18 protein-coding genes are annotated in these 22,910 nt (G+C 63.0%); 6 read left to right on the top strand and 12 right to left on the bottom strand.

What is annotated here, in order from left to right:
- The first annotated feature begins 33 nt into the window (after positions 1-33).
- Positions 34-471 (top strand): Mpo1 family 2-hydroxy fatty acid dioxygenase, encoded by a 438-nt coding sequence (locus AB4Z19_RS13060; RefSeq protein ID WP_442035392.1) that lies wholly within the window; start codon positions 34-36, stop codon positions 469-471.
- Here the strand turns inward: AB4Z19_RS13060 and AB4Z19_RS13055 are convergent.
- Both AB4Z19_RS13055 and AB4Z19_RS13050 read right to left on the bottom strand, forming a co-directional pair.
- Positions 424-3,291 (bottom strand): patatin-like phospholipase family protein, encoded by a 2,868-nt coding sequence (locus AB4Z19_RS13055; protein WP_442035391.1) that lies wholly within the window; start codon positions 3,289-3,291, stop codon positions 424-426. The two genes, AB4Z19_RS13060 and AB4Z19_RS13055, sit on opposite strands and share 48 nt — an antisense overlap.
- 28 nt (positions 3,292-3,319) lie before the next feature.
- The gene (locus AB4Z19_RS13050) at positions 3,320-6,187 is read right to left on the bottom strand and encodes a hypothetical protein (RefSeq protein ID WP_442027777.1); all 2,868 of its coding nucleotides are present in this window, start codon (positions 6,185-6,187) and stop codon (positions 3,320-3,322) included.
- A 210-nt stretch (positions 6,188-6,397) separates the two neighbouring features.
- Between AB4Z19_RS13050 and AB4Z19_RS13045 the strand changes: the two genes are divergently transcribed.
- Both AB4Z19_RS13045 and AB4Z19_RS13040 read left to right on the top strand, forming a co-directional pair.
- Positions 6,398-7,330 (top strand): DMT family transporter, encoded by a 933-nt coding sequence (locus AB4Z19_RS13045; RefSeq protein WP_442035390.1) that lies wholly within the window; start codon positions 6,398-6,400, stop codon positions 7,328-7,330.
- Positions 7,327-7,809, top strand: a complete 483-nt coding sequence (locus AB4Z19_RS13040) for a GNAT family N-acetyltransferase (protein WP_442035389.1) — start codon at positions 7,327-7,329, stop codon at positions 7,807-7,809. The genes AB4Z19_RS13045 and AB4Z19_RS13040 overlap by 4 nt, the downstream gene beginning before the upstream one ends.
- Before the next feature lie 158 nt (positions 7,810-7,967).
- Here the strand turns inward: AB4Z19_RS13040 and AB4Z19_RS13035 are convergent, their stop codons facing one another.
- The 8 genes from AB4Z19_RS13035 to AB4Z19_RS13000 form a co-directional block, all read right to left on the bottom strand.
- Complete coding sequence (locus AB4Z19_RS13035; RefSeq protein ID WP_442027672.1) at positions 7,968-9,647, bottom strand: glycine betaine ABC transporter substrate-binding protein; 1,680 nt, start codon at positions 9,645-9,647, stop codon at positions 7,968-7,970.
- A 59-nt stretch (positions 9,648-9,706) separates the two neighbouring features.
- Positions 9,707-10,993 (bottom strand): imidazolonepropionase, encoded by a 1,287-nt coding sequence (gene hutI, locus AB4Z19_RS13030; RefSeq protein ID WP_442027669.1) that lies wholly within the window; start codon positions 10,991-10,993, stop codon positions 9,707-9,709.
- A gap of 7 nt (positions 10,994-11,000) precedes the next feature.
- Positions 11,001-11,585 (bottom strand): HutD/Ves family protein, encoded by a 585-nt coding sequence (locus tag AB4Z19_RS13025; protein WP_442035388.1) that lies wholly within the window; start codon positions 11,583-11,585, stop codon positions 11,001-11,003.
- Positions 11,582-12,949, bottom strand: a complete 1,368-nt coding sequence (locus AB4Z19_RS13020; protein WP_442035387.1) for a formimidoylglutamate deiminase — start codon at positions 12,947-12,949, stop codon at positions 11,582-11,584. The genes AB4Z19_RS13025 and AB4Z19_RS13020 overlap by 4 nt, the downstream gene beginning before the upstream one ends.
- Positions 12,946-13,734, bottom strand: coding sequence for an N-formylglutamate deformylase (gene hutG, locus AB4Z19_RS13015; RefSeq protein ID WP_442022605.1), 789 nt, complete (start codon positions 13,732-13,734; stop codon positions 12,946-12,948). Before hutG ends, AB4Z19_RS13020 begins: the two co-directional genes overlap by 4 nt.
- A 12-nt stretch (positions 13,735-13,746) precedes the next feature.
- Positions 13,747-15,291, bottom strand: coding sequence for a histidine ammonia-lyase (gene hutH, locus AB4Z19_RS13010; RefSeq protein ID WP_442022607.1), 1,545 nt, complete (start codon positions 15,289-15,291; stop codon positions 13,747-13,749).
- Between the two features lie 125 nt (positions 15,292-15,416).
- Positions 15,417-17,117, bottom strand: a complete 1,701-nt coding sequence (gene hutU / locus AB4Z19_RS13005) for a urocanate hydratase (protein ID WP_442035386.1) — start codon at positions 17,115-17,117, stop codon at positions 15,417-15,419.
- A 161-nt stretch (positions 17,118-17,278) separates the two neighbouring features.
- Positions 17,279-18,931: an amidohydrolase gene (locus tag AB4Z19_RS13000; protein ID WP_442022611.1), complete on the bottom strand. Its 1,653-nt coding sequence runs from the start codon at positions 18,929-18,931 to the stop codon at positions 17,279-17,281.
- 73 nt (positions 18,932-19,004) lie between these two features.
- On the opposite strand from AB4Z19_RS13000, the gene AB4Z19_RS12995 reads away from it, so the two are divergent.
- Both AB4Z19_RS12995 and AB4Z19_RS12990 read left to right on the top strand, forming a co-directional pair.
- Complete coding sequence (locus tag AB4Z19_RS12995) at positions 19,005-19,643, top strand: glutathione S-transferase family protein (RefSeq protein ID WP_442022613.1); 639 nt, start codon at positions 19,005-19,007, stop codon at positions 19,641-19,643.
- Positions 19,644-19,749: 106 nt separating this feature from the next.
- Complete coding sequence (locus AB4Z19_RS12990) at positions 19,750-20,241, top strand: hypothetical protein (RefSeq protein ID WP_442035385.1); 492 nt, start codon at positions 19,750-19,752, stop codon at positions 20,239-20,241.
- Here AB4Z19_RS12990 and AB4Z19_RS12985 read toward each other — a convergent pair.
- Complete coding sequence (locus AB4Z19_RS12985) at positions 20,219-20,962, bottom strand: 2OG-Fe(II) oxygenase (protein WP_442022617.1); 744 nt, start codon at positions 20,960-20,962, stop codon at positions 20,219-20,221. The genes AB4Z19_RS12990 and AB4Z19_RS12985 overlap by 23 nt on opposite strands.
- The gene (gene ada, locus AB4Z19_RS12980; RefSeq protein WP_442035384.1) at positions 20,959-22,017 is read right to left on the bottom strand and encodes a bifunctional DNA-binding transcriptional regulator/O6-methylguanine-DNA methyltransferase Ada; all 1,059 of its coding nucleotides are present in this window, start codon (positions 22,015-22,017) and stop codon (positions 20,959-20,961) included. The genes AB4Z19_RS12985 and ada overlap by 4 nt, the downstream gene beginning before the upstream one ends.
- Before the next feature lie 130 nt (positions 22,018-22,147).
- Here ada and hutC point away from each other — a divergent pair, with 130 nt between their 5' ends.
- Positions 22,148-22,882 (top strand): histidine utilization repressor, encoded by a 735-nt coding sequence (gene hutC, locus AB4Z19_RS12975; protein WP_442035383.1) that lies wholly within the window; start codon positions 22,148-22,150, stop codon positions 22,880-22,882.
- The last annotated feature ends 28 nt before the right edge of the window (positions 22,883-22,910 follow it).

The following is a 22,910-nucleotide window of genomic DNA, read 5'->3' as shown; positions in this document are numbered from 1 at the left end:
GTGCTAAATAATCAAAACCTTCGGAGACACACTATGAGCGATGCGCGTACCATCGACACCCTGCTGGAAAAGTACAGCGAAAGCCATCTGAATCCCACCAATGAAGCGATCCATTGCGTGTGCGTGCCGCTGATCGTGTTTTCGCTGCTGGGACTGATCTGGGCCGCGCATCCTTTGCTGGCCGTGGTGGCCGTGGTGGCGAGCCTGGTCTACTACTTCAAGCTGTCGACCAGCTTCGCGCTGGGCATGCTGGCGATGGCGGCTGTGATGCTGCTGGTGCTGGCCGCCCTGCCCCGTCCCGCGGTGCTGCCGTTGAGTATCCTGATCTTCGTGCTGTCATGGATCGGCCAGTTCATTGGCCACAAGATCGAAGGCAAGAAGCCGTCATTCTTCGATGACTTGCGCTTCCTGCTGATCGGCCCACTATTTGTGCTGGGCTTCCTGTATCGACGCCTGAATCTGGCCTACTGAAGCCGGCGCTGGCTCTGCGCTGTCTGCCAGGCAGCTGGCGACAGCCACCTTGTCCGCCTGCTTTCTGAGCGCCTCACGAGCCGTGTGCGACAAGTACCAGCCCAGTGGCGCCAGGTTGACGCCATTCTGCTGGTCCAGCAAGCAATGGGTGCCTTTCGGCCAGATGCTGGAACCCGGCGGATAACGGCCATGTGCACCAATGCCTGAAACGTTGAACAAGGCTGTTGGCGGACCCACGGCGTCCGCATAGAGTGCCTGCCCCGGCCGCCGCAGCGGCACGTTGAGCGGCCCCTCGTATTGACGTTCGCTGACCTCCTTCAGGCATGTCACGAGCGCGTCCGGCGACAACTTCTTGCCGCAGCTCGCGTCGATTTGCCCGTTGCGGATCAGGATCAGCTTTACCTTGCGCTCAACTTTGTTCTGCTGCATGGCTAGCACCAGATCAATGAGGACCGTAACGCCACTGTTGTCGTAATAGCCGCCATCGGCCAGGTGCCAGCGCGCCTTTTCGTTGTCTTCCACAAGAGCCAGCGGATTGATAAACGGGAAGCGTGCAGCGGCATGCGCGGCCGTAACAAGCCGCGGTTCCCTTTTCAATTCCGTGATGATGTCGTCATTCGATGGCGTGTCGGATAGTCCAAGCTGCATGGTCGAGAAGGTGTTGCGATTGCCGCTTTCTACCCCCGTGCTGTTCAGCAGCAGCTCCGGCTCGCCTTTCCGCGCGGGACCGAAAGGCTCGGCCATTTCGGGAAAGGCTTCAATCCACTCCTGTTCAAAGGCGATAGCGCGGCTCATGTAGCCGCATCCCGGCGCGGCGCAGAAACTGGTTGGAATGACGCGGGCAACTACATCCTCCAGCATGAGCGACTCCACCAGCGGCGACAAGGCATCCAGTTTGCGAAACCCCGTTTCAACGCAGTCCATGACGTGCGTGCGGTCACGGCGCAGGCAAGCCCGATACACCGCAGCGCCCATCGCGCCACCAGAGACGCCGCTGATTGCCAGCACGCGCTCATCGAAACCCGGCATCTCATGCAGCTTGGCGAGCATCAAGGCCGTCCAATAGGCGCTGCGTATGCCGCCTCCTTCTGAGGCAACCAGGTACAGCGGCTTGCCTTTCAGGCCGTGATCATCCAATACCTTTTGCAGAGTCGGCCTGGTTTCCTTTTCCACGCCCAGCATCGGGCTATATGGAGCAGTGCGCCCGGCCACCCACAACACGGCAACCAATACCACGCCAAGACCCAGCGCGCATGAAATCAGGGCGAGTCCCTGGTTCTGGCTGCCCTCCCGCCTTGCATAGCGCTTTGTGAAGACGATCCATGTCGTTGCCAGACAGCCGATCAGCACTGCGGGCAGGAACAGAGCCGGCGAACTGGCGCCAGCGTTGCCGGCACCCGCAGCCGCCACGGAAAACTGGTGGTTGTCCGTCCACTGCATGACGCCGAAGACGCCAGCGAGCACAATGAAAAATGCGCCCCACGGTATTGAGCTCTTCTGCTCGACCAATGACACCACGCCGGCCACACCCAGCCACCACGTCAGGCTCAGGCAAAGCTCGGCGAAGGCAAACGGCGCATTAAAAGATTCTGGCATGGTCACCCGCAGCACCCGTATCAGGAGCATCAGGCCCAAGGCCAGCAGGGGCAGATTGGTCGGTCCGATGAAATACGCCAGCTTGCCCTGCCAGCCTGCGACCCGGCTGGGCTCATCCTTCAGCAGCTGTGGCAAATCGCGCGAGTTGTAATACTCCTCCGGCCGTGCCAATGCCAGCTTTTGCCGCTTCCACAGAAACGCTCCCCACAGAGCCAGTACGAGGAAGGCGAAGAACTGCAGCCAGAACAGCGAGTTTTGTGCCGCCTCGCTGGCCGTACCCGCTTCCATGCGCAAGCCCGCCAACGCGTCGCCAGTCACATAGCCAAACAGGCGCATCAGCATCAAGGCAGGCATCAGCGACAGCAGCCTTGCCCATTGCTGGGCGAAACGGCCGATCCATTGATTGACATCCGCATTGCTGGATGATGGCAGCGTGCAGCGTTTCACCTGTTCCACCAGCCGCGTCCAAAGCCAGCAGGAATAGGCGAACAAAGCACAGGCCAAAGCATTCAAGGCGATTGCCGATACTTTGAAAAACAATGGCGAGTCGCTGCCGACCATGCCAAGCACGACGTCGCGGCATTGATCCAGGAACAAGGTGAAACCGGCAAACAGCAGCAAGGCGGCGAGCACATAACGGCTGCGCCCAATCACGCCCATCATGCCCTGCCACTTCTCCCGGCGCAGCTGCGCCTGCTGCGCGGTGCTGTCGATGCCAAGCCACCACATGACTGCCGCATAGGCAGATGGAAGAATGGCGACGGAAATGAAGAAGAATTTCTTCGAATGGAAGATGTCGGCGTTATTGGACAAAAACAGCGGCGCTTCGCCCCAGTACATGCGTGCCAATCCCGTTGCGTTCTCTGCCAGGTCATAGCAGGCCAGTAGAATCAAGGCGGCATACGCCAACAGTTCCGCCACACGATTCCACCAGTGCCGCGCCACTTTCCCGAACACTTTGCGCGTTACGCCCAAAATCAGGCTAGCGTAGATTGGAATGAACACCAGCGTATCGATCCACACATACCAGCGTTCGGCATGGTGGTAAGCCGGGAGCTTATCCCAATAGTAAAGTGCCGCTTTGACCGCACCGGGATTCGTCCATCCCATAAAATCCTCGACGCCATAGCCTGCAGGCAGGCGCAGGGCCTGCTGCAAGGCGAAGAGGACGAGCGAAACAAACAGTAGAGCGCCTGTGAGTGCCTTCAATTTTTTCGATGACATCAGCGTCTCCCCAAGGTCTTAAACGAGCTTAGACCACGAGCACTGCATCTTGTTCCGTACCGGTTGGTGACACCATATTGATCAAGCCGATACGGTCGCGTGGACGGCCGACCGCCAGCGCCAGCGCGGCGTAGAAAGCCAGCGTCGGCCAGGGGAAGCGCAGCGGCGTGAAGAAGGCGGGCAGCGAAGTGCCGGCTGCGCTGTCCCACGCTTTCAGCAGCGCGGTGTTGCACTGACTGAGCTGACTTTGCAATGCGGCCTTGTTGATTTGCGATGGATCGTCGGCCAGGGCCGCCAGCGTCGACGATAACCCTTGCAGCACATCGATGCCCGCACCAAAGCCGGTGCCAAGCATGCCGATGCGCAGGAAGGTATTGATGTAGGCGGTCTTCCATACCGTCGTCAGCGGCCCAAGCGCATCCTGGATCTCGCCGATGACAGTGCCGTGATTTCGAGCGCACCACCTGACCAGGCCAGTCGGCTTAAGCAAGTCGGCATCGGGGAAATGCGTACTCAGCTCAAGGATCGGCTGCGACAGCTGATGGCCGGGAATATTGATCGCCCATGCCGCCGACGCCACGTCCAGCACTACCGCGCAGGTGGCGTCGTACACATCGCTGGACTTCAGATGCAGCAGCTTGCGCCACTCGTCGCCGGTCAGTTGAAGCTGGGTGCGCAGCATGGCATTGGTCAGCACATTGTTCTGCTGGCCCGCGCTGGCCTGCAGCAGCTTCCATGCACGGTCGCCCACGGTAGCGTCCACCAGCCTGGCATCCATCATGGTCTTGAAGTACATCTGCACATCATCTTTATCGATCTTCTTGCCGGTTTCCGTGAAACTCAAGGTCAGCGGCACGCCGTTGCCGGAAGTGGCGAAGGCATCCAGGGTCAGGCCCATATTGCCTTCCTGCGATTTGCCGAATTCCAGCAGACGATCATTCAAGCTGTTGACATTGGTGCAGGCCAGAATGCGGTGTGTGCGCAGGTCTTCCTTGATCGCGACCTGGCTCAGGCCAACACGCGTGGCGCTGATCGAGCCCAGGCCGAAGAAGTCCAGCGAGAAGCGATAGGTCTTCTGGCGCACCATCGTGTCGACCAGCCAGCCCGTATAGCCCGGCAGAATGGCTTGTTCGGATGCAGCCCTTTCCATCAGCTCGGGCAGTGCGCTCAAGTCGCCGCGCCATAGTCCGCGATACAACGCGTCACCTGCATAGGAGTAGTGGATGAAGGTGACCGACAGCAGGCTCACTTCCTCATGCGTGGTGGCGATTTCGCTCCCAAGCGAGAGCTTCAGCTGGCTGGCTGCAATTTGCGTGATCGCCTTCACCAGCATGCTGCGCTTTTGTTCGTAGGCGTTCAGCCATTCCAGCAACGGCGCGTCCAGTTTATTGATGTCTGCCTGCAGGTCCTTGATCAGGTCGTCAACCGGCTTGAGCGCCTCATCGAGCGGGGCCAGCAGCGCACTGACATCCTTGCCGAGCGCGGCTTTGACATCTTTCTTGACGCGATCGACTTCGTTCTTCACCTGCTTCTTCAAATTCTTGAACAGGTTGGCCACAGCAGGCTGGAGATGCGTCTTGATGGCCTGCTCGATTTTCGGATTGTTTTTGGCATCCAGCGCACCGCGCACACCATCCATGACCGTGGCTTCCAGGTCTGCGGTGTTGAGAACGCTGAAGTCGATTCCAACCTTTTGCCAGGCATCGGATAGCGCCTGATTCAGTAGCGCCAGCACCTGCGTCTTGCGCGCGGCCGGCGAGCCTGCCAATACCAGATCGGCCACCGCGTTCTCGGCCGCTCCGTCGAGGTCTTCGGCCAGCTTGTCGTGCAGCCAGCCCTGGATGTCGGACAGCGGCCCCAATTTTTCGATCAAGGGCTTCGCGCTGGGGAAGGCTTCCTGCATGGCCTGCGACAGTTTGTTGGCATAGCCGCTGATCGACAGCCCCGCATCCAGCCCCGCGCCCAGCTCCTTGCTGTTGGCACGGCTGCAGGTCAGGTCGACCTGGGCCTTGCCGCCGTCGAGCACCACGCGCAAGTTGTAGCCGCGATCGTGCTGGAACTTGGCCGACAGGCCGATGTCCACACCCAGGCTCGCCATTTGCACATTCGCTGCGCTGTTCTGCACGAAGGTGGTGCCGACCTTCACAGTGCCGGTGGCCGTCAGCGTGCCGTCGACTTTCATGTGCAGAGCCTGAATGCTCTGCGGGCGGGCCTGCCCGCTGCCCTTATCGAACAGAGATTCCAGCTTGCCCGGCGTGGGCACGCCCTTCAGCAGATCGGCCAGCGCCCAGGCCAGCGGCTTGTCGTTCTCCGGCGTGGAGAACGCTTCGAGGATGGCGCTGGCCCCTGCGCTGGCACCGGCGCTGACGCTGCCCCATGAAAACGCGCCCTTGGCGCCCAGATCAACGCTCGCATCGCCATGCAGCGCAATGCCCAGGCCCACGTGCTCTGCCGGAATCTTGAACCCGAGCGAGGATTCGGTTTGCGGATAGGCGGTGACCGTGCAATGCGATTTGGTTTCCAGTCCGTACTGCCAGGCTCCCGGCGCAGCGCCGTTCTCCAAATCGAACAGCGGCCAGTCTACGCCGGCCTCCTGTGCCAGCTGGGCGGTCGACTGCACCAGCGGTTTCACGGCAGCCGGCAGCGCGCTGCCCAGCAATTTGTTGAGCGCTTTGTATTCGATGGCGGCTTGCGCCAGTACCGATGCGCTGACGGCGTTGGCGACGTTCGGATTAGTCGAGCTCCCGTCAAGAACCGCGCTCAGCCATTGCCAATTGGTCGACGCGCCCGCCGCCGGATAGGCATTGATCATCTGCTGCAGGGCGTCCGCGATCGCAAACACGCTGCTCATCTGGGAACTTTTAGTCGTGACCAACCAATCCAGGGCATTCGGCATTTTTATCTCCTGAGGAAGGGCATTGAGGGGGATCAAATATTCGCTGCGGTAGGTTTGCGAATTCTCAAATGGTTTCACAAAAGCAGTCTTCGTGACCCATCCTTTGTTAAAAAAATGAAAAGATGTTGCAGGAAAGAAGGTCCCCTTCTGATAGCCACTACCGGAAGTAGCTTCATGGCAAGGTCAGGGGAAAGGACGTATACTCGCCGGATGCCTTCTTCCGTCCTCTTCGTTATTGCCTGCCTGATCTGGGGTTCCACCTTTTACGCGATTACCCTGCAATTGGGTGAAGTCGCGCCGGTCGTGTCCGTGGTGTACCGCTTTGCACTGGCGTCTATCGTGCTGTTCGGCTGGTGCCTGGCGCGCGGCGACAAGCTCCTCCCGCCGCGCAAGGCGCTGTTCTGGATCATGCTGCACGGCTTTGCCACCTTCGGGCTGAGCTATCTGTTCACCTACAGTTCCGAGCAATACCTGGTGTCGGCCCTGGTGGCCGTGCTGTTTGCGCTGATGGTGTTCTGGAATCCGATTTGCAGCCGCCTGTTCTTTGGCACGCCGCTGAGCTTGCGCACTTATGCGACGGGCAGCCTGGCGGTGCTGGGCGTGATTATTCTTTTCTGGAATTCGATTACCGCGTCCTTGAATGAGATCATGTCGGGCGGCACGGGACACTTCCTGCTCGGCCTGGGCATGGCGCTGATGGCGACCATTTGCAGCACGGTCGGCAACACGCTGGTAGTGAAAGCGCGTCAGCACACGCCGAATGTACTGCTGACCATGGCCTGGGGCATGCTGTTCGGCACCTTGCTGTCGACCAGCTGGGCGGTGATTACCGGCGCCTCCTTCGCGCTGCCGACTGCGCCGAAGTATTGGGGCGGCTTGCTCTACCTGTCGCTGTTCGGTTCGGTGATCGCCTTCGCCTGCTATTTCACGTTGATCCACCGCCTCGGCACGCAGAAGGCAGTGTATATCGGGGTGGTGACGCCGGTGATTTCGGTGCTGCTGTCGATCCGTCTTGAGAATTTCCGTCCCGGCCCGCTTGAATGGCTGGGCATGGCGCTCTGCCTGTCCAGTGTGGCGTGGGCGCTGCGTACGCCGGGCACGCCCGCCGCAAGTCAAAACCTAACTTTGAAGAAAGCATCATGAGCAATCTGCATATCCGCCTTGCCCGCCCTGACGACGTCGCCGCGATTTTCGGCATGATCAAGGAGCTGGCTGTTTTCGAGAAACTTGAACACCTGGTCGTCGCCAACGAAGCCATGCTGCACGAGGCTTTGTTCTGCGAGAAGCCAGTGAGCGAGGCCCTGGTTGGCGAGGCGGATGGCGAGGTGGTGACCTATGCATTGTTCTTCCACAATTTCTCCACCTTCCTGTGCAAGAAGGGTCTGTATCTGGAGGACCTGTATGTGAAGCAGGACCGCCGCGGCCACGGCTACGGCAAGCAGATGCTGATTGCGCTGGCGCAGCTGGCGGTCGAGCGCCACTGCGGCCGTTTCGAGTGGTCGGTACTCGACTGGAACTCGAACGCAATTAATTTCTACGAGTCCATGGGCGCGGATGTGCTGCCGGATTGGCGCGTGTGCCGCGTAACGGGCGATGCGCTGACGAAGCTGGCGCGTTCCTGATTCTGAAAAAAAAGAACCCACGCGGCTCGTGATGCGTGGGTGGGGAAAACCCAGGTGTCAGTTGGGATTTTGGGGAGATGAATCAACGACTTCAATATAGTCGCTGATCAGTGCGCTCAACCCGTTACTTACAAATTTTTACCTTCAGTCGAAACTGCTTACAACTTGACGCGACGCAATTGCGCGGCGCGTTCGAGCAGTTCGAATATCGCCTGCGTTATCAGGGCCAGTGCGGCGGCTGGGATGGCGCCGGCCAGCAGCAGATCGTTGTCGTTCAGTGCGAGTCCTGTCGTGATGCGCTCGCCGTAGCCACCCGCGCCGATGAAGGCCGCAATCGTTGCGGTGCCAACACTCATCACGGCGGCCGTCTTGACGCCTGCCAGGATAATGGGGGTAGCCAGCGGGAGTTCAATATGCAGCAGTCTTTGCGCGGGTTTCAGGCCCAGCGCCTCGGCTGCCTGCTTCAATCCTGGTGGTATGCCATCAATGCCTGTGCAGCTGTTGCGCACAATGGGCAGCAGCGCGTACACGAACAAGGCGACCAACGCCGGCAGCGGGCCGATGGCGCCCAGCAGTGGGATCAGCATTGCCAGCAAGGCCAGCGATGGAATGGTTTGCAGCACGCCGACTGCGGCCATCACCGGCTGCTTCAGCGCGGGCCTGTACGCGGCCAGAACGCCGAGCGGAATGCCGACCACACAGGCCAGCATGACCGACACCGCCACCAGGGTAATGTGCTGCCGCGTGAGCTTCCACAAGTCGTCGGCGAACAGGCGTGATAGCAAGCCAGGCTTGACCAGCGCGGCGCTTGTTGCGGCGGGGTCCCCATTGGCGGACGGGGTGCCCGTCGCGCCGGAGATAGCGGCGGACGTGGCCAGCGATGCGGCGGTCGTAGCCGGTGATGCGGCCGACGTGGCCGACGATGCGGCGGTCGTGGCCGGCGATGCGCCGGGCGCAGGGCTGGCCGCGCCAGCAGCCGCGGCGGGCCGCGCAGTGGACGTTCCGGCGACGGCGGCGACGTCAGCGGCGGGATGCCGGGCGAGCCAGTTGCGGGCGATGGCGGCGAAGGGTTGGGATTGCAGCTCGGCAGCGGCGTTCATGGCGATCATGTCGGTCGCGTTAATGCTGCCATGCAGTTGCTGAATCGCGCGCCAGGCGGCGGGGAAGCGCTGGGCGGCGTCGAGGCGGTAGAGCAGCACGGCGTCGTAGCGCGGGAAGTAATGGCGGTCGTCATCGAGCACGCGCAGGCCGTATTGACTGATCTTGGCGTCAGTGGAGTAGATGTCGATCACGTCGACCTGCTTCTGCGCGAGGGCTTCGTAGGCGATGCCGTGATCGAGGCCGCGCGGCTGCTGGTACAGGCCGTAGAGTGTCGACAGGCCGGGCCAGCCATCGGCGCGGCCGATGAATTCATGCGACAGGCCGAGGCGCATGTCCTTGCGCGCGGCCAGCTCGGTTAAGGTACGCGGGGCATTGGGCTCGTTGCGCACTGCCAGCGCGTAGGTGTTGTTGAAGCCCAGCGGAACGGCGACGCCCAGTCCCTTTGGTTTTAGCTCGCGGTTCAGTTCTTCAATCGTGGCGGGCTTGGTGTGCTTCAGGATTTCCTGGTCGATGGTCCCGGTGTATTCAGGGTAGACGTCGATGCTGCCCGCCTCCAGCGCGGCTAGCACGATGGCTGTGTTGCCGAGGCCTTGCTTGTGCTCGACCTTCACTTGCGTCGCGGCGGTTTGCGCGATGATTTCGCCGAGGATGTAGGACTCGGTGAAGCGCTTCGAGCCAACGCGCAGCACGCTGTCGTCTGCATGTGCGGTGATTGCGGCCAGCAGTCCGGCCAGCACGCAACATGCGGCCAGCAGGCGCTGTGACGCACGCGGGGCGGGCGCGGGGGATGGTGCGGTCACCAGGCTTCCGCGGGGGCGAGTTGGGGGGCGCGCCAGGTGCCGGCGTGGACCACGGCGTGGCAGGGATTGAAGCCGATGGCGTAGGACAAGTCGGCGGGCCGGGCGATGCGCCACAGGGCGAAGTCGGCGCGCTTGCCGATGGACAGGCTGCCGGTTTCGTCCTGCAGGCCGAGCGCGCGGGCAGCGTGCACGGTGCAGCCGGCCAGCGCTTCCAGCGGCGTCAGTCGCCACAGGGTGCAGACCATGTTCATCGCCAGCAGCAGCGAGGTCATTGGCGAGGTACCGGGATTGTTGTCGGTGGCAACCGCCATTGGCACGCCGGCGGCACGCAATGCCGCGACGGGCGGCGGCGTGGTGTCGCGCAGGAAGTAGTAAGCGCCGGGGAGCAGCACGGCGACCGTGCCGGCGGCGGCCATGGCGGCGATGCCGTCGGCGCTCAAATGTTCAAGGTGATCGGCGGACAGTCCGCCAAAGCGTGCCACCAGCTGTGCGCCCTGCTGGTCGGACAGCTGTTCCGCATGCAGCTTGACCGGCAGGCCGTGCGCGCGGGCTGCGGCAAACACGCGCTCAGTCTGCGCGGCCGAGAAACCGATGCGCTCACAGAACGCGTCCACCGCATCGGCCAGGCCCTCGCCTGCCAGCGTGGGGATCATGTCGCATACCAGCTGCACGTAATCGTCCGCACGATCGCGGAATTCCGGCGGCAAGGCGTGCGCGCCGAGGAAGGTAGTCTGCACGCTTACCGGCAGCACTTCGGCCACACGGCGCGCGACGCGCAGCATCTTGGCCTCGGACTCCAGATCAAGCCCGTAGCCGGATTTGATTTCCAGCGTGGTGACGCCTTCGGCCAGCAGCGCGATAATGCGCGGCAGACTTTGCCGCAGCAGTTCATCATCCGATGCCGCACGGGTCGCGCGCACGGTGGACATGATGCCGCCGCCGGCGCGGGCAATATCCTCATAGGTGGCGCCATTCAGGCGCGCCTCGAATTCATCGCTGCGGTTGCCCGCATGGACGATATGCGTGTGGCAGTCGATCAGGCCCGGCGTGAGCCAGCAGCCCTCGCCGTCGCGCACCTCGGCGGCCGAACCCGCGGAAGCTGCGTCGGCGGCCGGGCCGAACCAGGCGATGCGGCCATCCTTGACCGCAATCGCGGCATCGCGCAACTCGCCGTAGCCGGACAGTGCAATCGCGCCGGCGGTGGAAGCGCTGGCCGGAGCGCTGGGATCGGCCATCGTGGCCAGGTGAACGTTGGTGATTAAGAGATCCCAGCTTGCTGCCATGCTTTGCTTACTCGTCGTTGGGGAAGATATCTATGATGAAGACCGTTGCGTGGCCCGCTTCCAGCGTCCACACGTCTTCTTTTTCCAGTACCACAGCATCATAACGCACCATGGAGATACGCTCGCAGCCGCTGATCAGGGTCAGGCTCTCGCCTTCGGCCAGGAACACGATGGTGGTTTCGCTGCGCCGCTCCAGCGTGGAGAAGTCGCGCACGACACGCCGCTCCAGCTGGTGATTGCAGTATTCGCGCCGCGTCATCACGTTGAAGTCCGTGGTCATGCCGCCATCGACGGTGGCCGTGACCTGGATCTCGCCGGGGAAAGCCACCACCGGTTCACGCTCGCTCAGCGCCACGCGCCGTTCGTTCCCCACGTCCAGCACCACGCCCTCGCCGTCGACCAGCGTCAGTGTGCGGTCGATGCCGGGAAAGACGGAGAACGGTCCGGACTGCGAAATGGTGGCAATGCTGACGCGCCACTCAAAATCTTCAAAGGTGGCGCCGGGTGGGAAGACGGTGACTTCGGTGGTGCTGCCGCCGCCGTTTTTCCACGGCGTGGCATGCAGGCTTGCGTACTGAATCAGTCGTGTCATGATCGTAGCTCGCGCAATTCGGCCAGCGTCTTCTTGAAGCGCGCGGTGATGGCCGGTTGCGCCACGTGCTTCTGGCCGCGCACCACCCACTGGCCGCCGACCATTACGTCACGCACTAGATTATCATTTCCGCAGAAAACGAGGCTTCCTAAAAGCTCGGAATCGTGCAAACCATCGAGATTCGGGTGGTCATCATCCAACACAATCAGGTCGGCGCGCTTGCCCGGCGCCAGTGCGCCTACCGGGCGTCCGCACGCTTGCGCCCCGCCCTGCAAGGCCGACTGCCACAGGAAATCGCCCACGTGGCGCTGTTGTTCGGACACCGCGATATTGCGGCGCTGCTGTGCCAGACGCTGTCCGTATTCCAGCCAGCGCAGCTCCTCGATTGCGGATTGCGAAATATGGCTGTCGCTGCCGATGCCGAAACGGCCGCCCTGCGCGAGAAACGGTTCGAGCGGGAAGATGCCGTCGCCCAGATTGGCTTCCGTGGTCGGGCACAGACCGGCCACCGCACAGCTGCGGGCGATCGAGGTGATCTCGTCTCCGGTCAGGTGCGTGGCATGCACCAGGCACCAGCGCTGATCCACCGGCAACTGATCGTACAGATATTGCACGGGACGGCGGCCGCTGAAATCGAGCGACTGCTGCACTTCGCCCTGCTGCTCGGCGATGTGCACATGCACAGGGCGCGCTTTCGGCAAGTGATCGAGCACTTCACGGATCTGCGCCACCGACGCCGCACGCAGCGAGTGTGGCGCCACGCCCACTTCGATCTGCGCATCGCGCAGCGGCTCCAGCTCACCGATGATTTTCAGGATGTCGCGCGCGTCGGTGCGGAAGCGCGCCTGCTCCGGCTTGAGCGGCTGCTCGCCGAAACCGGAATAGCTGTACAACACTGGCAGCATGGTGATGCCGATGCCGGTGTGGCGCGCAGCGGCAATCACCTTTTGCGCCGTTTCGGACGCCTGCGGATACATGCTGCCATCCGGCGCCCGCTGCACATAGTGGAACTCGCAGACCGAAGTGTAGCCATGGCGCAGGCATTCGCTGAACAACTGGGCGGCGATGGCTTCCATCTGCTCCGGCGTGATATTGCGCGCGAAGCGGTACATCAGGTCGCGCCAGGTCCAGAAACTGTCCTTGCTATCGCCCGCCACTTCGGTCAGCCCGCCCAGCGCGCGCTGGAAGCTGTGCGAGTGGAGATTGATCATGCCCGGCATGACGTACTGCACAGACGAAATGCCCGATGCGGCCACCGCGTTTGGCTGCACGGCCGTCAAGTTGCCGCGATCGTCCCATTGCAGCAGGACGTCCCTGCGCCAGCCTTCCGGCAGCAGGGCGTGGCGGGCGAACAGCGCCTTCATTTCTTCGCCCAATCGGCAGCGATGCCCACCAGCCGGCGCAGCAGCGGCTGTACCTGGGCAGCCAGGTCGTCGCGGTAGCCGAAGGGCGCCGTTTCGTCCATATAAGTGGACTGGCACATCTCCAGCTGAATGGTGTGCACGCCCTGCTCCGGCCTGGCGTAGAAGCGCGTGATATGGCCGCCCTTGAAGCGGCCGTTGACGGCGATGGTGTAATTGCCGTCAAGGCTGGCCGCTTCTGTGATGGCCTTGGTCAGCGCGGGATCGCAGCTCACGCCATCGGCCGTGCCGAAGTTCAGGTCCGGCAGCTTGCCTTCGAAGAAGCGCGGCACTACCGAAGCGATGGAGTGGGCGTCCCACAGCACGACCTTGCCGTGCTCCGTGAGCAGACGGTCCAGCTCTTCCTGCAGCTGGGTGTGATAGGGCTGCCAGTATGCCGCGAGGCGGCGCTGCACTTCGGCCTCGGTGGGCTGCTTGCCCGCGAGGTAAAGCGGCTCGCGGTGGAAGGTATCGAGCGGGCACAGGCCGGTGGTGTCCCGGCCGGGATACAGATTGGTGTTCTCAGGCGGGCGGTTCAGGTCAATCACATAGCGCGACCAGCGCGCCGACAGCGTGGACGCGCCCATCTCCTGCAAAAAGCCGTAGAGCTGGACGAGGTGCCAGTCGGTGTCCGCGCGCTCGGTAGCGGCGGGCGACATGGTGGCCGCGATGTCGTCCGGGATCTCGGTGCCCACATGCGGCATCGACACCAGCAGCGGAATGCTGCCTGCCTTGAAGTGATAGTCCATGCCCTTCCCTCCTTACGGATGCAGCGCCGTGAACAGGTTCTTGCAGGTGGCGCTCAATTCGCCCTTCAGCACCATCTGCTTCGCTGCCTCGATATCCGGCGCGAAGAAGCGGTCGGCGTCGAAGAACGGCACTTGCGCGCGCAGCTGCGCATGCACGTGTTCCAACTGCGGCGACGTCTTCAGCGGGCGGTGGAAATCGATGCCCTGCGCCGCGGCCAGCAGTTCGATGCCGAGGATGGCAGCCGTATTGTGCGCCATTTCGTCGAGACGGCGCGCCGCGAAGGTTGCCATGGACACGTGGTCTTCCTGGTTGGCGGAAGTCGGGATGGTATCCACGCTGGCCGGATGGGCGTGCGATTTGTTTTCGGACGCCAGCGCAGCGGCGGTGACGTGGGCGATCATGAAGCCGGAATTCACGCCCGGATCGCGCACCAGGAATGGCGGCAGGCCGGACAAGGTGGCGTCGATCAGCAAGGAAATGCGGCGCTCGGAAATGCTGCCGATTTCCGCGATGGCCAGGGCCAGCGTATCGGCCGCGAAGGCCACCGGCTCGGCGTGGAAGTTGCCGCCACTGGCGACAAACGGACCGTCCGCGTTCTGGAACAGCAGCGGATTGTCGGTGACGGCATTGGCTTCGATCAGCAGGGTGCGGCCAGCGTTGTTGATCAGGTCCATGCATGCGCCCATGACTTGCGGCTGGCAGCGCAGGCAGTACGGGTCCTGCACGCGCTCGTCGCCCACCAGGTGCGAAGCGCGGATGGCGCTGTTCGACACCAGCTGGCGGTAGATGGCGGCAGCTGCGATCTGGCCCGGCTGGCCGCGCACTTCGTGGATGCGCGCGTCGAACGGCGAATCGGAACCCTTGGCGGCGTCCAGCGACAGGGAGCCGGTCACCATGCCCGCTTCCAGCAGGCGTTCGGTCATGAACAAGCCATGCAGCGCCAGCGCGGTCGATGCCTGCGTGCCGTTGATCAGGGCCAGGCCTTCTTTCGCGGCCAGCACCACCGGCGTGATGCCGGCGGCTTTCAGCGCGTCGGCAGCCTGCATCAGCTCACCGTTCATGCGCACCGGGCCGACGCCCAGAATGGCCAGGGTCATATGCGACAGCGGGGCCAGGTCGCCGGATGCGCCAACCGAACCCTTGACCGGGATGGCGGGCATGATGTTGGCGTTGTACAGGGCGATCAGGGTGTCGATCACGATCGGGCGGATGCCGGAAAAGCCGCGCGCCAGGCTGCCGATCTTGGTCAGCATCAGCAGGCGCACCACGTGGTCGGCCATCAGGTCGCCGGTGCCGACGGAGTGCGACAGGATCAGGTTGCGCTGCAGCTGTTCCAGCTTGTCGTCCGGGATGCGGGTCTTGGCCAGCAGGCCGAAACCGGTATTGATGCCGTAGGCGGCATCGCCTTTTGCGACGATGTCCTGCACGGCTTTGCAGGAGGCTTCGATGGCCGGGTAGGCTTCGGCGGCCAGGGCGATTTTGCCGTGGGCGGTCCAGGCGCCGCGCAGGTCGGTCAGCGCGATCTTGCCGGGCTTGAGGGTCAGGGTTTGCGTCATGTGTCGATCTCTCGTTAGAACCAAAGGCGTGAAGCTGGTGAACCAAAGGTTTGAAGCTGATAAACCAAAGGCGTGAAGCTGGTGGCTGCCACGCCGTGGCAGCCACCTGGTTTGCGCCGTGGGTTTTATTTAATCATTGGCAGGTTCAGGCCATTGCGCTTGGCGCAGGCGATGGCAGTCTCGTAGCCGGCGTCCGCATGGCGCATCACGCCGGAGCCGCTGTCGTTGACCAGCACGCGCGCCAGGCGCTTGGCGGCGGCGTCGGTGCCGTCGGCCACAATCACCACGCCCGCGTGCTGCGAATAGCCCATGCCCACGCCGCCGCCGTGGTGCAGTGACACCCAGGTCGCGCCGCCGGCCGTGTTCAGCATGGCATTCAGCAGCGGCCAGTCGGACACCGCATCGGTGCCGTCGCGCATGCCTTCCGTTTCGCGGTTAGGCGAAGCGACGGAGCCGGTATCCAGGTGGTCGCGGCCGATCACGATCGGCGCCTTCAGTTCGCCGTTCTTCACCATCTCATTGAAGGCCAGACCAGCGATATGGCGCTCGCCCAGGCCCAGCCAGCAGATGCGCGCCGGCAGGCCCTGGAAGGCGATACGTTCGCGTGCCATATCCAGCCAGCGATGCACGTTGGCGTGGTGCGGGAACAGTTCCTTGATCTTGGCGTCGGTCTTGTAGATGTCTTCCGGATCGCCGGACAGCGCCACCCAGCGGAACGGGCCTCGGCCTTCGCAGAACTGCGGACGGATATAGGCCGGCACGAAGCCCGGGAAATCGAAGGCGTTCTGCACGCCCTGATCGTAAGCCACCTGGCGGATATTGTTGCCGTAGTCGACCACCTTGGCGCCCAGCTGCTGGAAGGCCAGCATGGCTTGCACGTGGGCGGCGCAGGAATCGGCGGCGGCAGCCTTGAGCTGCGCGTGGCGTTTCTCGTCCTGTTGCGCCGCCTTCCAGTCGGTCACGCTCCAGCCGCGCGGCAGGTAGCCGTTGATCAGGTCATGCGCCGAGGTCTGGTCGGTGACCAGGTCCGGCACCATGCCGCCGGCTTGCGCGCGCTTCACCAGTTCCGGCAGCACTTCGGCCGCGTTGCCCAGCAGACCGACGGAGATGGCGTCGCCGCGCTCCGTGTGGAAGCGGATCATTTCCAGCGCTTCGTCGATATTGGCGGCCTGCTTGTCCAGGTAGCGGGTACGCAGGCGGAAGTCGATAGACGATTGCTGGCACTCGATATTCAGCGACACGGCGCCGGCGAAAGTGGCGGCCAGCGGCTGCGCGCCGCCCATGCCACCCAGGCCTGCGGTCAGAATCCAGCGTCCCTTCATGTCGCCGCCGAAGTGCTGGCGGCCCGCTTCGGCAAAGGTTTCGTATGTGCCCTGCACGATGCCCTGGGTGCCGATGTAAATCCAGCTGCCGGCCGTCATCTGGCCGTACATGAACAGGCCCTTGCGGTCCAGCTCATTGAAGTGCTCCCAGTTGCCCCATTTCGGCACCAGGTTGGAGTTCGCCAGCAGCACGCGCGGCGCATCTTCATGGGTCTGGAACACGCCGACCGGTTTGCCCGACTGGATCAGCAGGGTTTCGTTGGCTTCCAGCTTCTTGAGCGATGCGAGGATCTGGTCATAGCATTCCCAGTTGCGCGCCGCGCGGCCGATGCCGCCGTACACCACCAGGTGCTTGGGGTTTTCGGCCACTTCCTTGTCCAGATTGTTCTGGATCATGCGGTAGGCGGCTTCCGCGCCCCAGGTCTTGCACACGCGCTCCGCGCCGCGCGGGGCACGGATTTCGCGGGTGGCGTCGAAGCGGGGATCATTTTCCAGGTTGCTCATGTCATCTCCTCATGGGTGGATGGCGGGCGCAATAGCCCCGCCGATCTTCACAGGATAAGTTGTATAGACAACCTAGTCAACCGTTATTTTTTTAGAACCACCGGCATAAAACGGGTGGCTGCCACGATGTGGCAGCCACCTGGGTTACGCCTTGGGTTTTCTCATTTTCTGTAGACCTGCTGGCCGCCAACCCAGGTCTCCAGCACGCCGATTTTGCCAATCTCGGTGGCCGGCACGGTGAACAGATCCTTATCCGTGATAATGAAATCGGCCCATTTGCCCTGCTCCAGCGAGCCGATGGCTTTTTCCTGATGCGCGGCCCAGGCTGCGTCCAGGGTGAAGCAGCGGAAAGCTTCCTGCAGGGCCATGGCCTGCTCCTTGTACCAGCCCCCGTTCGGCGTGCCGGACATGTCCTGCCGCGTCACAGCGGAGTGGATGCCGGCAAACGGATTCGGCGACTCGATCGGGAAGTCCGAGCCGCAGGCGATGCGCGAGCCCTGCTTCAGGAAGCTGCGCCATGCATAAGCGCCCTTGATGCGCTCATGGCCCACGCGCTGCTCGGCCATATTCTGGTCGGAGGTGGCGTGGGTCGGCTGCATGGACGGCACGATGCCAAGCTGCTTGAAACGCGGGATGTCTTCCAGCTGCACCACCTGCGCATGCTCGATGCGGTTGCGCTGCTCCGGCTTGGCGCCGTCCTTGGCGAAAGCGTCCAGGATCTGCTTGTTGCTGGCGTCGCCGATGGCATGCACATTGACCTGGTAGCCCGCCTTCATGGCCTTGGCGATTTTCTGTTGCACGTCGCCGTCGGCGTAGAACAGCAGGCCGCGCGTGTGCGGGTCGTCGCTGTAGGGTTTGATCAGGGCCGCGCCGCGGCTGCCCAGCGCACCGTCGCTCACCAGCTTCACGGCCGCCAGCGCGTAGTGGTCGTCGGCATAGGATTTCAGCGGGCCGTTTTTCGACAGCTTGTCGAAGTCGGCGCCGGTATCCATGATCATGGCGTAGACGCGCGTGGTCAGCTTGCCGTGATCGGCGTAGTCGCGGAACAGGTAATCGGATTTGGCGTCAATGCCTGCGTCATGCACGCTGGTAAGGCCGACGCTGGACAGCGCACGCAGTGCGCCATCCAGGATGCCCCGCGCTTCCGCTTCGGTTGGCGGCGGCAGCACTTTTTCGATGTACTCCATGGCGTTATCGACCAGCAGGCCAGTGGCATTGCCGTTGGCGTCGCGATCGATCTTGCCGCCGGCTGGGTCTTTGGAGTCTTTGGTGATGCCGGCCAGTTCGAGGGCCTTGGTGTTGACCCACATGGCGTGGCCGTCTACGCGGTGCATGACCGCCGGACGGTCGGCCACCACGCTATCGAGTTCGGCGGCGGTCGGGAAGCGGCCCAGTTTCCAGATCTCCTGGTTCCAGCCATTGCCGATCACCCAGCTGCGCTGCGGATTGTCCTTGGCGAATTTGCCGATAGTATCCAATGCATTTTGCAGAGAGCTGGTGCCGTACAACATGGCCGAGGTGGCGATGCTGCCCAGGCCGAAGACATGGCCGTGCGCGTCGATCAGGCCGGGCAGTACGGTCTTGCCTTGCAGGTCGATGCGCTTGTAGCCCATCGCTTTCTTTGCCACGTCCTTTGCATTGCCGACGGCGACGATGCGTCCGTTGTCGTCGAAGGCCAAGGCCGTGAAGCGCACCAGCTGGTTTTTGGCATTGAGCGTGTAGCCGTTGGCGTTTTCGATGACGGTGCCGGCGTGGGCGGCTGTGGCGGCCAGCGCGGCGGCGGCGGCGACGATCAGGGTGCGGCGAATCTGCATTGTTGTTGTCTCCGAATTCGATAGCAAGAATTGGAGTGTAGCGGTTTTCCTGGAGTGGTCCAATGGTGTCACTATGATGACCTTATTTGATTACCTCCCCTCGCAGAACGCCTACAAGGTGCGTCTGCTTCTTAATCACCTGCAGTTGCCGTATCAGACTGAGCTGGTGAGTATCTTTGAAGGGGCCGGACAGCGGCCCGAATTCCTGGCGGTGAACCCGTCTGGCGCGGTGCCGGCGCTGTTGCTCGATGATGGGCGCGTGCTGGCGGAGTCCAATGCGATTCTTACCTATCTCGCCTACGGCACACGCTATTTGCCTTCCGATGCGTTCGGGCTGGCCAAGGTGCAGCAGTGGATGTCGTTTGAGCAGGACTATGTGCTGGCCATTGCGTCCTTGCGGCATTGGGTTATGACCGGCAAGGTTGCGCGCCGTCCGGCCGCGCTGGTCGAGATGCGCCGCGCGGGTGGCCTGAAGGCGCTCGCGATCCTCGATCACGAACTGGCTTCGCGGCCATTCATCTGCGGAAACGATTACACCATCGCGGATATCTCGCTGTTCGCTTACACGCATCGCGCCGACGAAGCGGGACTGCCATTGCACGAGTTCACGCATGTGACCGCGTGGATCGAGCGCGTGCGTGCGCAGGAAGGCTTCCTGGAACAGCACTACCCTTATTCCATCGATCCTTACTCATCCGGCGAGCTGCCGTGAGACAGGGTTCCCGAAAACCGGTTTTTACTAAAACGCGATAAGCGCTACTACTTCACACTGATCGTCGATATTTCGCGGGATTTTTTAGGATTCCGGGAACTGAATCGTGCCGCCTGAATCGCGTGCCTTCCGATTTACTGGAATCGCTGGGCGAATTCACCGGCAATTTCTGGTCGGTCTGCGCGCCCGCTTCGGCGGGCGCAGTTATTTCGCCAGGGTTGAAGGCGAAGAGATCAAACATGGCGAACAGGCGATGTTGCCGTCGCGCTTTGCGAACCTGCAAGGCAGCGGCAATCGCAATGCGTGGAATGCCATCTGGATCTGCCTGCCGGGCAGTGACGAACGGCTGCTCGCCGATGTATGCCGGTCGGCGCGGAAAGGGGCGATAGCGCGATTGCTTGGCGACGAAGCGCCGGCCGGGCAATCGCCGCAAGAGCCGAAGCGGCCGAAGACGATCCCACGGCGCTCCAGGCGGCTCGTGCCCACGCGGTCCCGAAGGAGCTGGCCGGCGCAGGCACCGCGCGAAGCATCCGCCTTATCCGAAACAGTGGAAAACCTGCTGATGCGGCGTGAAATCAGGGCGCGTCGTGGAAGATGATGCCGAGGGTGTGGCGGTGGCCGGCGCGGAGGCGGCTGACGCCGTGGCGCATGTTGACGCGATAGGTACCGCGGGTGCCGTTCACGGGCCGGTGGAAGACCGGGAAGATGACGCAGTCGCCCTGCTCCAGAGGCACGACTTCGGCGCGCGACTGCATGCGCGGGCGTTGTTCGGTGAGGACCAACTCACCGCCTTCAAAATCGCGTCCCGGCTGGGAGAGCAGGAAGGCCGCCTGCAGGGGGAAGACATGGTCGCCGTACAGGTCCTGGTGCAGGCAGTTGTAGTCGCCGGCGCCGTATTGCAGCAGCAGCGGCGTCGGGCGTGTCTGGCCCGCTTCGTGGCAGCGGCGCAGGAAGTCGGCGTGCTGCGACGGAAAGCGCGGGACGAGATCCATGGCTTCGTACCAGCGGTTGGCGATGCGCGCCAGCGGGGCATACATTTGCTCGCGCAGCTCGGCGATCAGGTCGGGTAAGGGATAGCGGAAGTATTGGTATTCGCCGCGTCCGAAACCGTGGCGCTCCATGACGACGCGGCTACGGAACAGGTCGGGCTCGCGGTAGCCGGCGGCCAGCACGGTGCATTCTTCTGCTGACAGCACGCCGCGGACTACGGCGCAGCCGTAGGTGTCGAGGTCGGACTCGATGTACGGCCAGTCGAAAACCGATGAACGGCTGGTGCCAGCCACCAGGGTGGCAGGCACCGGGGAGATGGCGCGGGTCATTTCGAGCCTTCGCGTTCGAGCAGGGCTTGCTTGCGTTCGACGCCCCAGCGGTAGCCGGAGATGGAACCGTCGTTGCGCACGACGCGGTGGCAGGGGATGGCCACGGCGATCGCATTGGCGGCGCAGGCACCGGCGACTGCGCGGGCGCCGCGCGGGGCGCCGACGATGTCGGCCAGTTCGCTGTAGGTCACCGTGCGGCCCGCCGGAATCTCGCGCAAGGCCTGCCACACGCGCTGCTGGAAAGCTGTGCCGCGCACGTCGAGCGGCAGGTCGAGGCCGATCTCGGGCGCCTCGACAAAGCCGATCACTTGCGCCACCAGCTTGTCGTACTCGGGCTCGGCGCCGACCAGCTCCGCGTTCGGGAAGCGGTCTTGCAGGTCGCGCGCCAGGGCTTCCGGATCGTCGCCCATCAGGATGCAGCAAATACCCTTTTCCGTGCTGGCCACCAGGATGGCGCCCAGTGAACATTCAGCGATCGCAAAACGGATGCGCGCGCCCGAACCGCCCGCGCGATAGGCCGACGGCGTCATGCCCAGGGCGCCTGGCGTGGCGGCGTAGAAACGGCCGGACGAATTGAAGCCTGCCGCGTAGATCGCATCCGTCACCGAACTCTCTGCCGCCAGTCCCACCTGCATGCGCTTCTTGCGTGAAGCCGAGGCGTAAGCTTTCGGCGTCAGGCCGGTCACGGACTTGAAGATGCGGTGGAAGTGGAAGCGGCTCATGCCTGCCTGTTCGGCCAAGGTGGCCAGATCCGGCTCAGCCTCGGCAGTATCGATCAGGCGGCATAGTTCGGCCACCATGGCCGCGTGGCGCTCGGCCAGCGGCGGCTGGTCCGGCTTGCAGCGTTTGCAGGCGCGGAAGCCGGCCGCCTCGGCATCGGCCGTGGTCAGGTGGAAGGCCACGTTGGCGCGCAGGGCCGGGCGCGCGCCGCAGGAAGGACGGCAATACACGCCGGTGGTGCGCACGGAATAGAAGAACTGGCCATCGGCCTCGCCGTCGCGCTTTTGCACCGCGCTCCAGCGCGCTTCGTCGTTCTGGAATTTGGACTTGCTCATTGCCTTGCTCCGAATGGGTTGCGATGTGGCCATCTTAGGCAGCCGGGCGCCGGACCACACTCCGGCTCTTGCTTTTGAATTCGGCCACCCCGATGCTAGAATCGCAAGGCATATACGCCCGGAGACAGGTTTGGACGAGCCACAACATCAAGACAATACTCCCATCTTTCAGCGCATCAAGGATTACCTGATGGCGCAAATTGCCGCCGGACACTGGAAAGAAGGCGATGTCATCCCTTCCGAACAGGCGCTGGTCAAGCAATTTGGCGTGTCGCGCATGACCGTCAACCGCGCCGTGCGCGAGCTGACCTCCGAAGCGGTGCTGACGCGGCGCCAGGGTTCCGGCACCTTTGTCGCCCAGCAAAAATATCAGGCCACCCTGCTCGAAATCAAGAGCATTGCCGACGAGGTGCGGGCACGCGGCCACGCCCACCGTTCCAGCCTGCAGCAACTGGAGCGCGCCAAGGCCAGCGAGCTGCTGGCCAAGCAGTTCGACCTGCCGGCCGGCCATGTGCTGTTCCACTCCATTATCGTCCACTTCGAAAACGGGGTGCCGATCCAGGTCGAAGACCGCTGGGTCAATCCGCAGTGCGCGCCGGACTACATGGAGCAGGATTTCGCCCACACCACGCCGAATGAATACCTGATGGCCGCAGCTCCCTTGCAGGGCGCAAGCTACAGTGTGGAAGCGCTGATGCCGCCGCGTGACATTGCCGACATGCTGGCCATGGACGCGCGCCAGCCCTGCCTGGTGTTGAAACGCCAGACCCAGTCGGCCGGCAAAATCGCTTCCATTGCTACTATGTGGCACCCCGGCCACCGCTATCAATTCACCGGCAGTTTTGCCCCCGGCGCGGCGGCCTGAATTTCACTCTTCACGACCTCAGTGTTAA

Source organism: Pseudoduganella sp. RAF19, assembly GCF_052114165.1.
In the GTDB taxonomy this organism is placed as follows: domain Bacteria; phylum Pseudomonadota; class Gammaproteobacteria; order Burkholderiales; family Burkholderiaceae_D; genus Rugamonas.
Note: the sequence above shows the minus strand (reverse complement) of the source record. Positions and strands in the feature narration are given on the sequence as shown.

What these genes read in the sequence shown, in the direction of transcription:
- AB4Z19_RS12995 (WP_442022613.1), top strand. Translation starts at nt 19,005, where the DNA reads ATGATGACCTTATTTGATTACCTCCCCTCGCAGAACGCCTACAAGGTG.
- AB4Z19_RS13060 (WP_442035392.1), top strand. Translation starts at nt 34, where the DNA reads ATGAGCGATGCGCGTACCATCGACACCCTGCTGGAAAAGTACAGCGAA.
- hutU (WP_442035386.1), bottom strand. Translation starts at nt 17,117, where the DNA reads ATGAGCAACCTGGAAAATGATCCCCGCTTCGACGCCACCCGCGAAATC.
- hutH (WP_442022607.1), bottom strand. Translation starts at nt 15,291, where the DNA reads ATGACGCAAACCCTGACCCTCAAGCCCGGCAAGATCGCGCTGACCGAC.
- AB4Z19_RS13055 (WP_442035391.1), bottom strand. Translation starts at nt 3,291, where the DNA reads ATGTCATCGAAAAAATTGAAGGCACTCACAGGCGCTCTACTGTTTGTT.
- AB4Z19_RS13050 (WP_442027777.1), bottom strand. Translation starts at nt 6,187, where the DNA reads ATGCCGAATGCCCTGGATTGGTTGGTCACGACTAAAAGTTCCCAGATG.
- AB4Z19_RS13020 (WP_442035387.1), bottom strand. Translation starts at nt 12,949, where the DNA reads ATGAAGGCGCTGTTCGCCCGCCACGCCCTGCTGCCGGAAGGCTGGCGC.
- AB4Z19_RS13000 (WP_442022611.1), bottom strand. Translation starts at nt 18,931, where the DNA reads ATGCAGATTCGCCGCACCCTGATCGTCGCCGCCGCCGCCGCGCTGGCC.
- ada (WP_442035384.1), bottom strand. Translation starts at nt 22,017, where the DNA reads ATGAGCAAGTCCAAATTCCAGAACGACGAAGCGCGCTGGAGCGCGGTG.
- AB4Z19_RS13025 (WP_442035388.1), bottom strand. Translation starts at nt 11,585, where the DNA reads ATGACACGACTGATTCAGTACGCAAGCCTGCATGCCACGCCGTGGAAA.
- AB4Z19_RS13045 (WP_442035390.1), top strand. Translation starts at nt 6,398, where the DNA reads ATGCCTTCTTCCGTCCTCTTCGTTATTGCCTGCCTGATCTGGGGTTCC.
- hutG (WP_442022605.1), bottom strand. Translation starts at nt 13,734, where the DNA reads ATGGACTATCACTTCAAGGCAGGCAGCATTCCGCTGCTGGTGTCGATG.
- AB4Z19_RS12985 (WP_442022617.1), bottom strand. Translation starts at nt 20,962, where the DNA reads ATGACCCGCGCCATCTCCCCGGTGCCTGCCACCCTGGTGGCTGGCACC.
- AB4Z19_RS13040 (WP_442035389.1), top strand. Translation starts at nt 7,327, where the DNA reads ATGAGCAATCTGCATATCCGCCTTGCCCGCCCTGACGACGTCGCCGCG.
- hutI (WP_442027669.1), bottom strand. Translation starts at nt 10,993, where the DNA reads ATGGCAGCAAGCTGGGATCTCTTAATCACCAACGTTCACCTGGCCACG.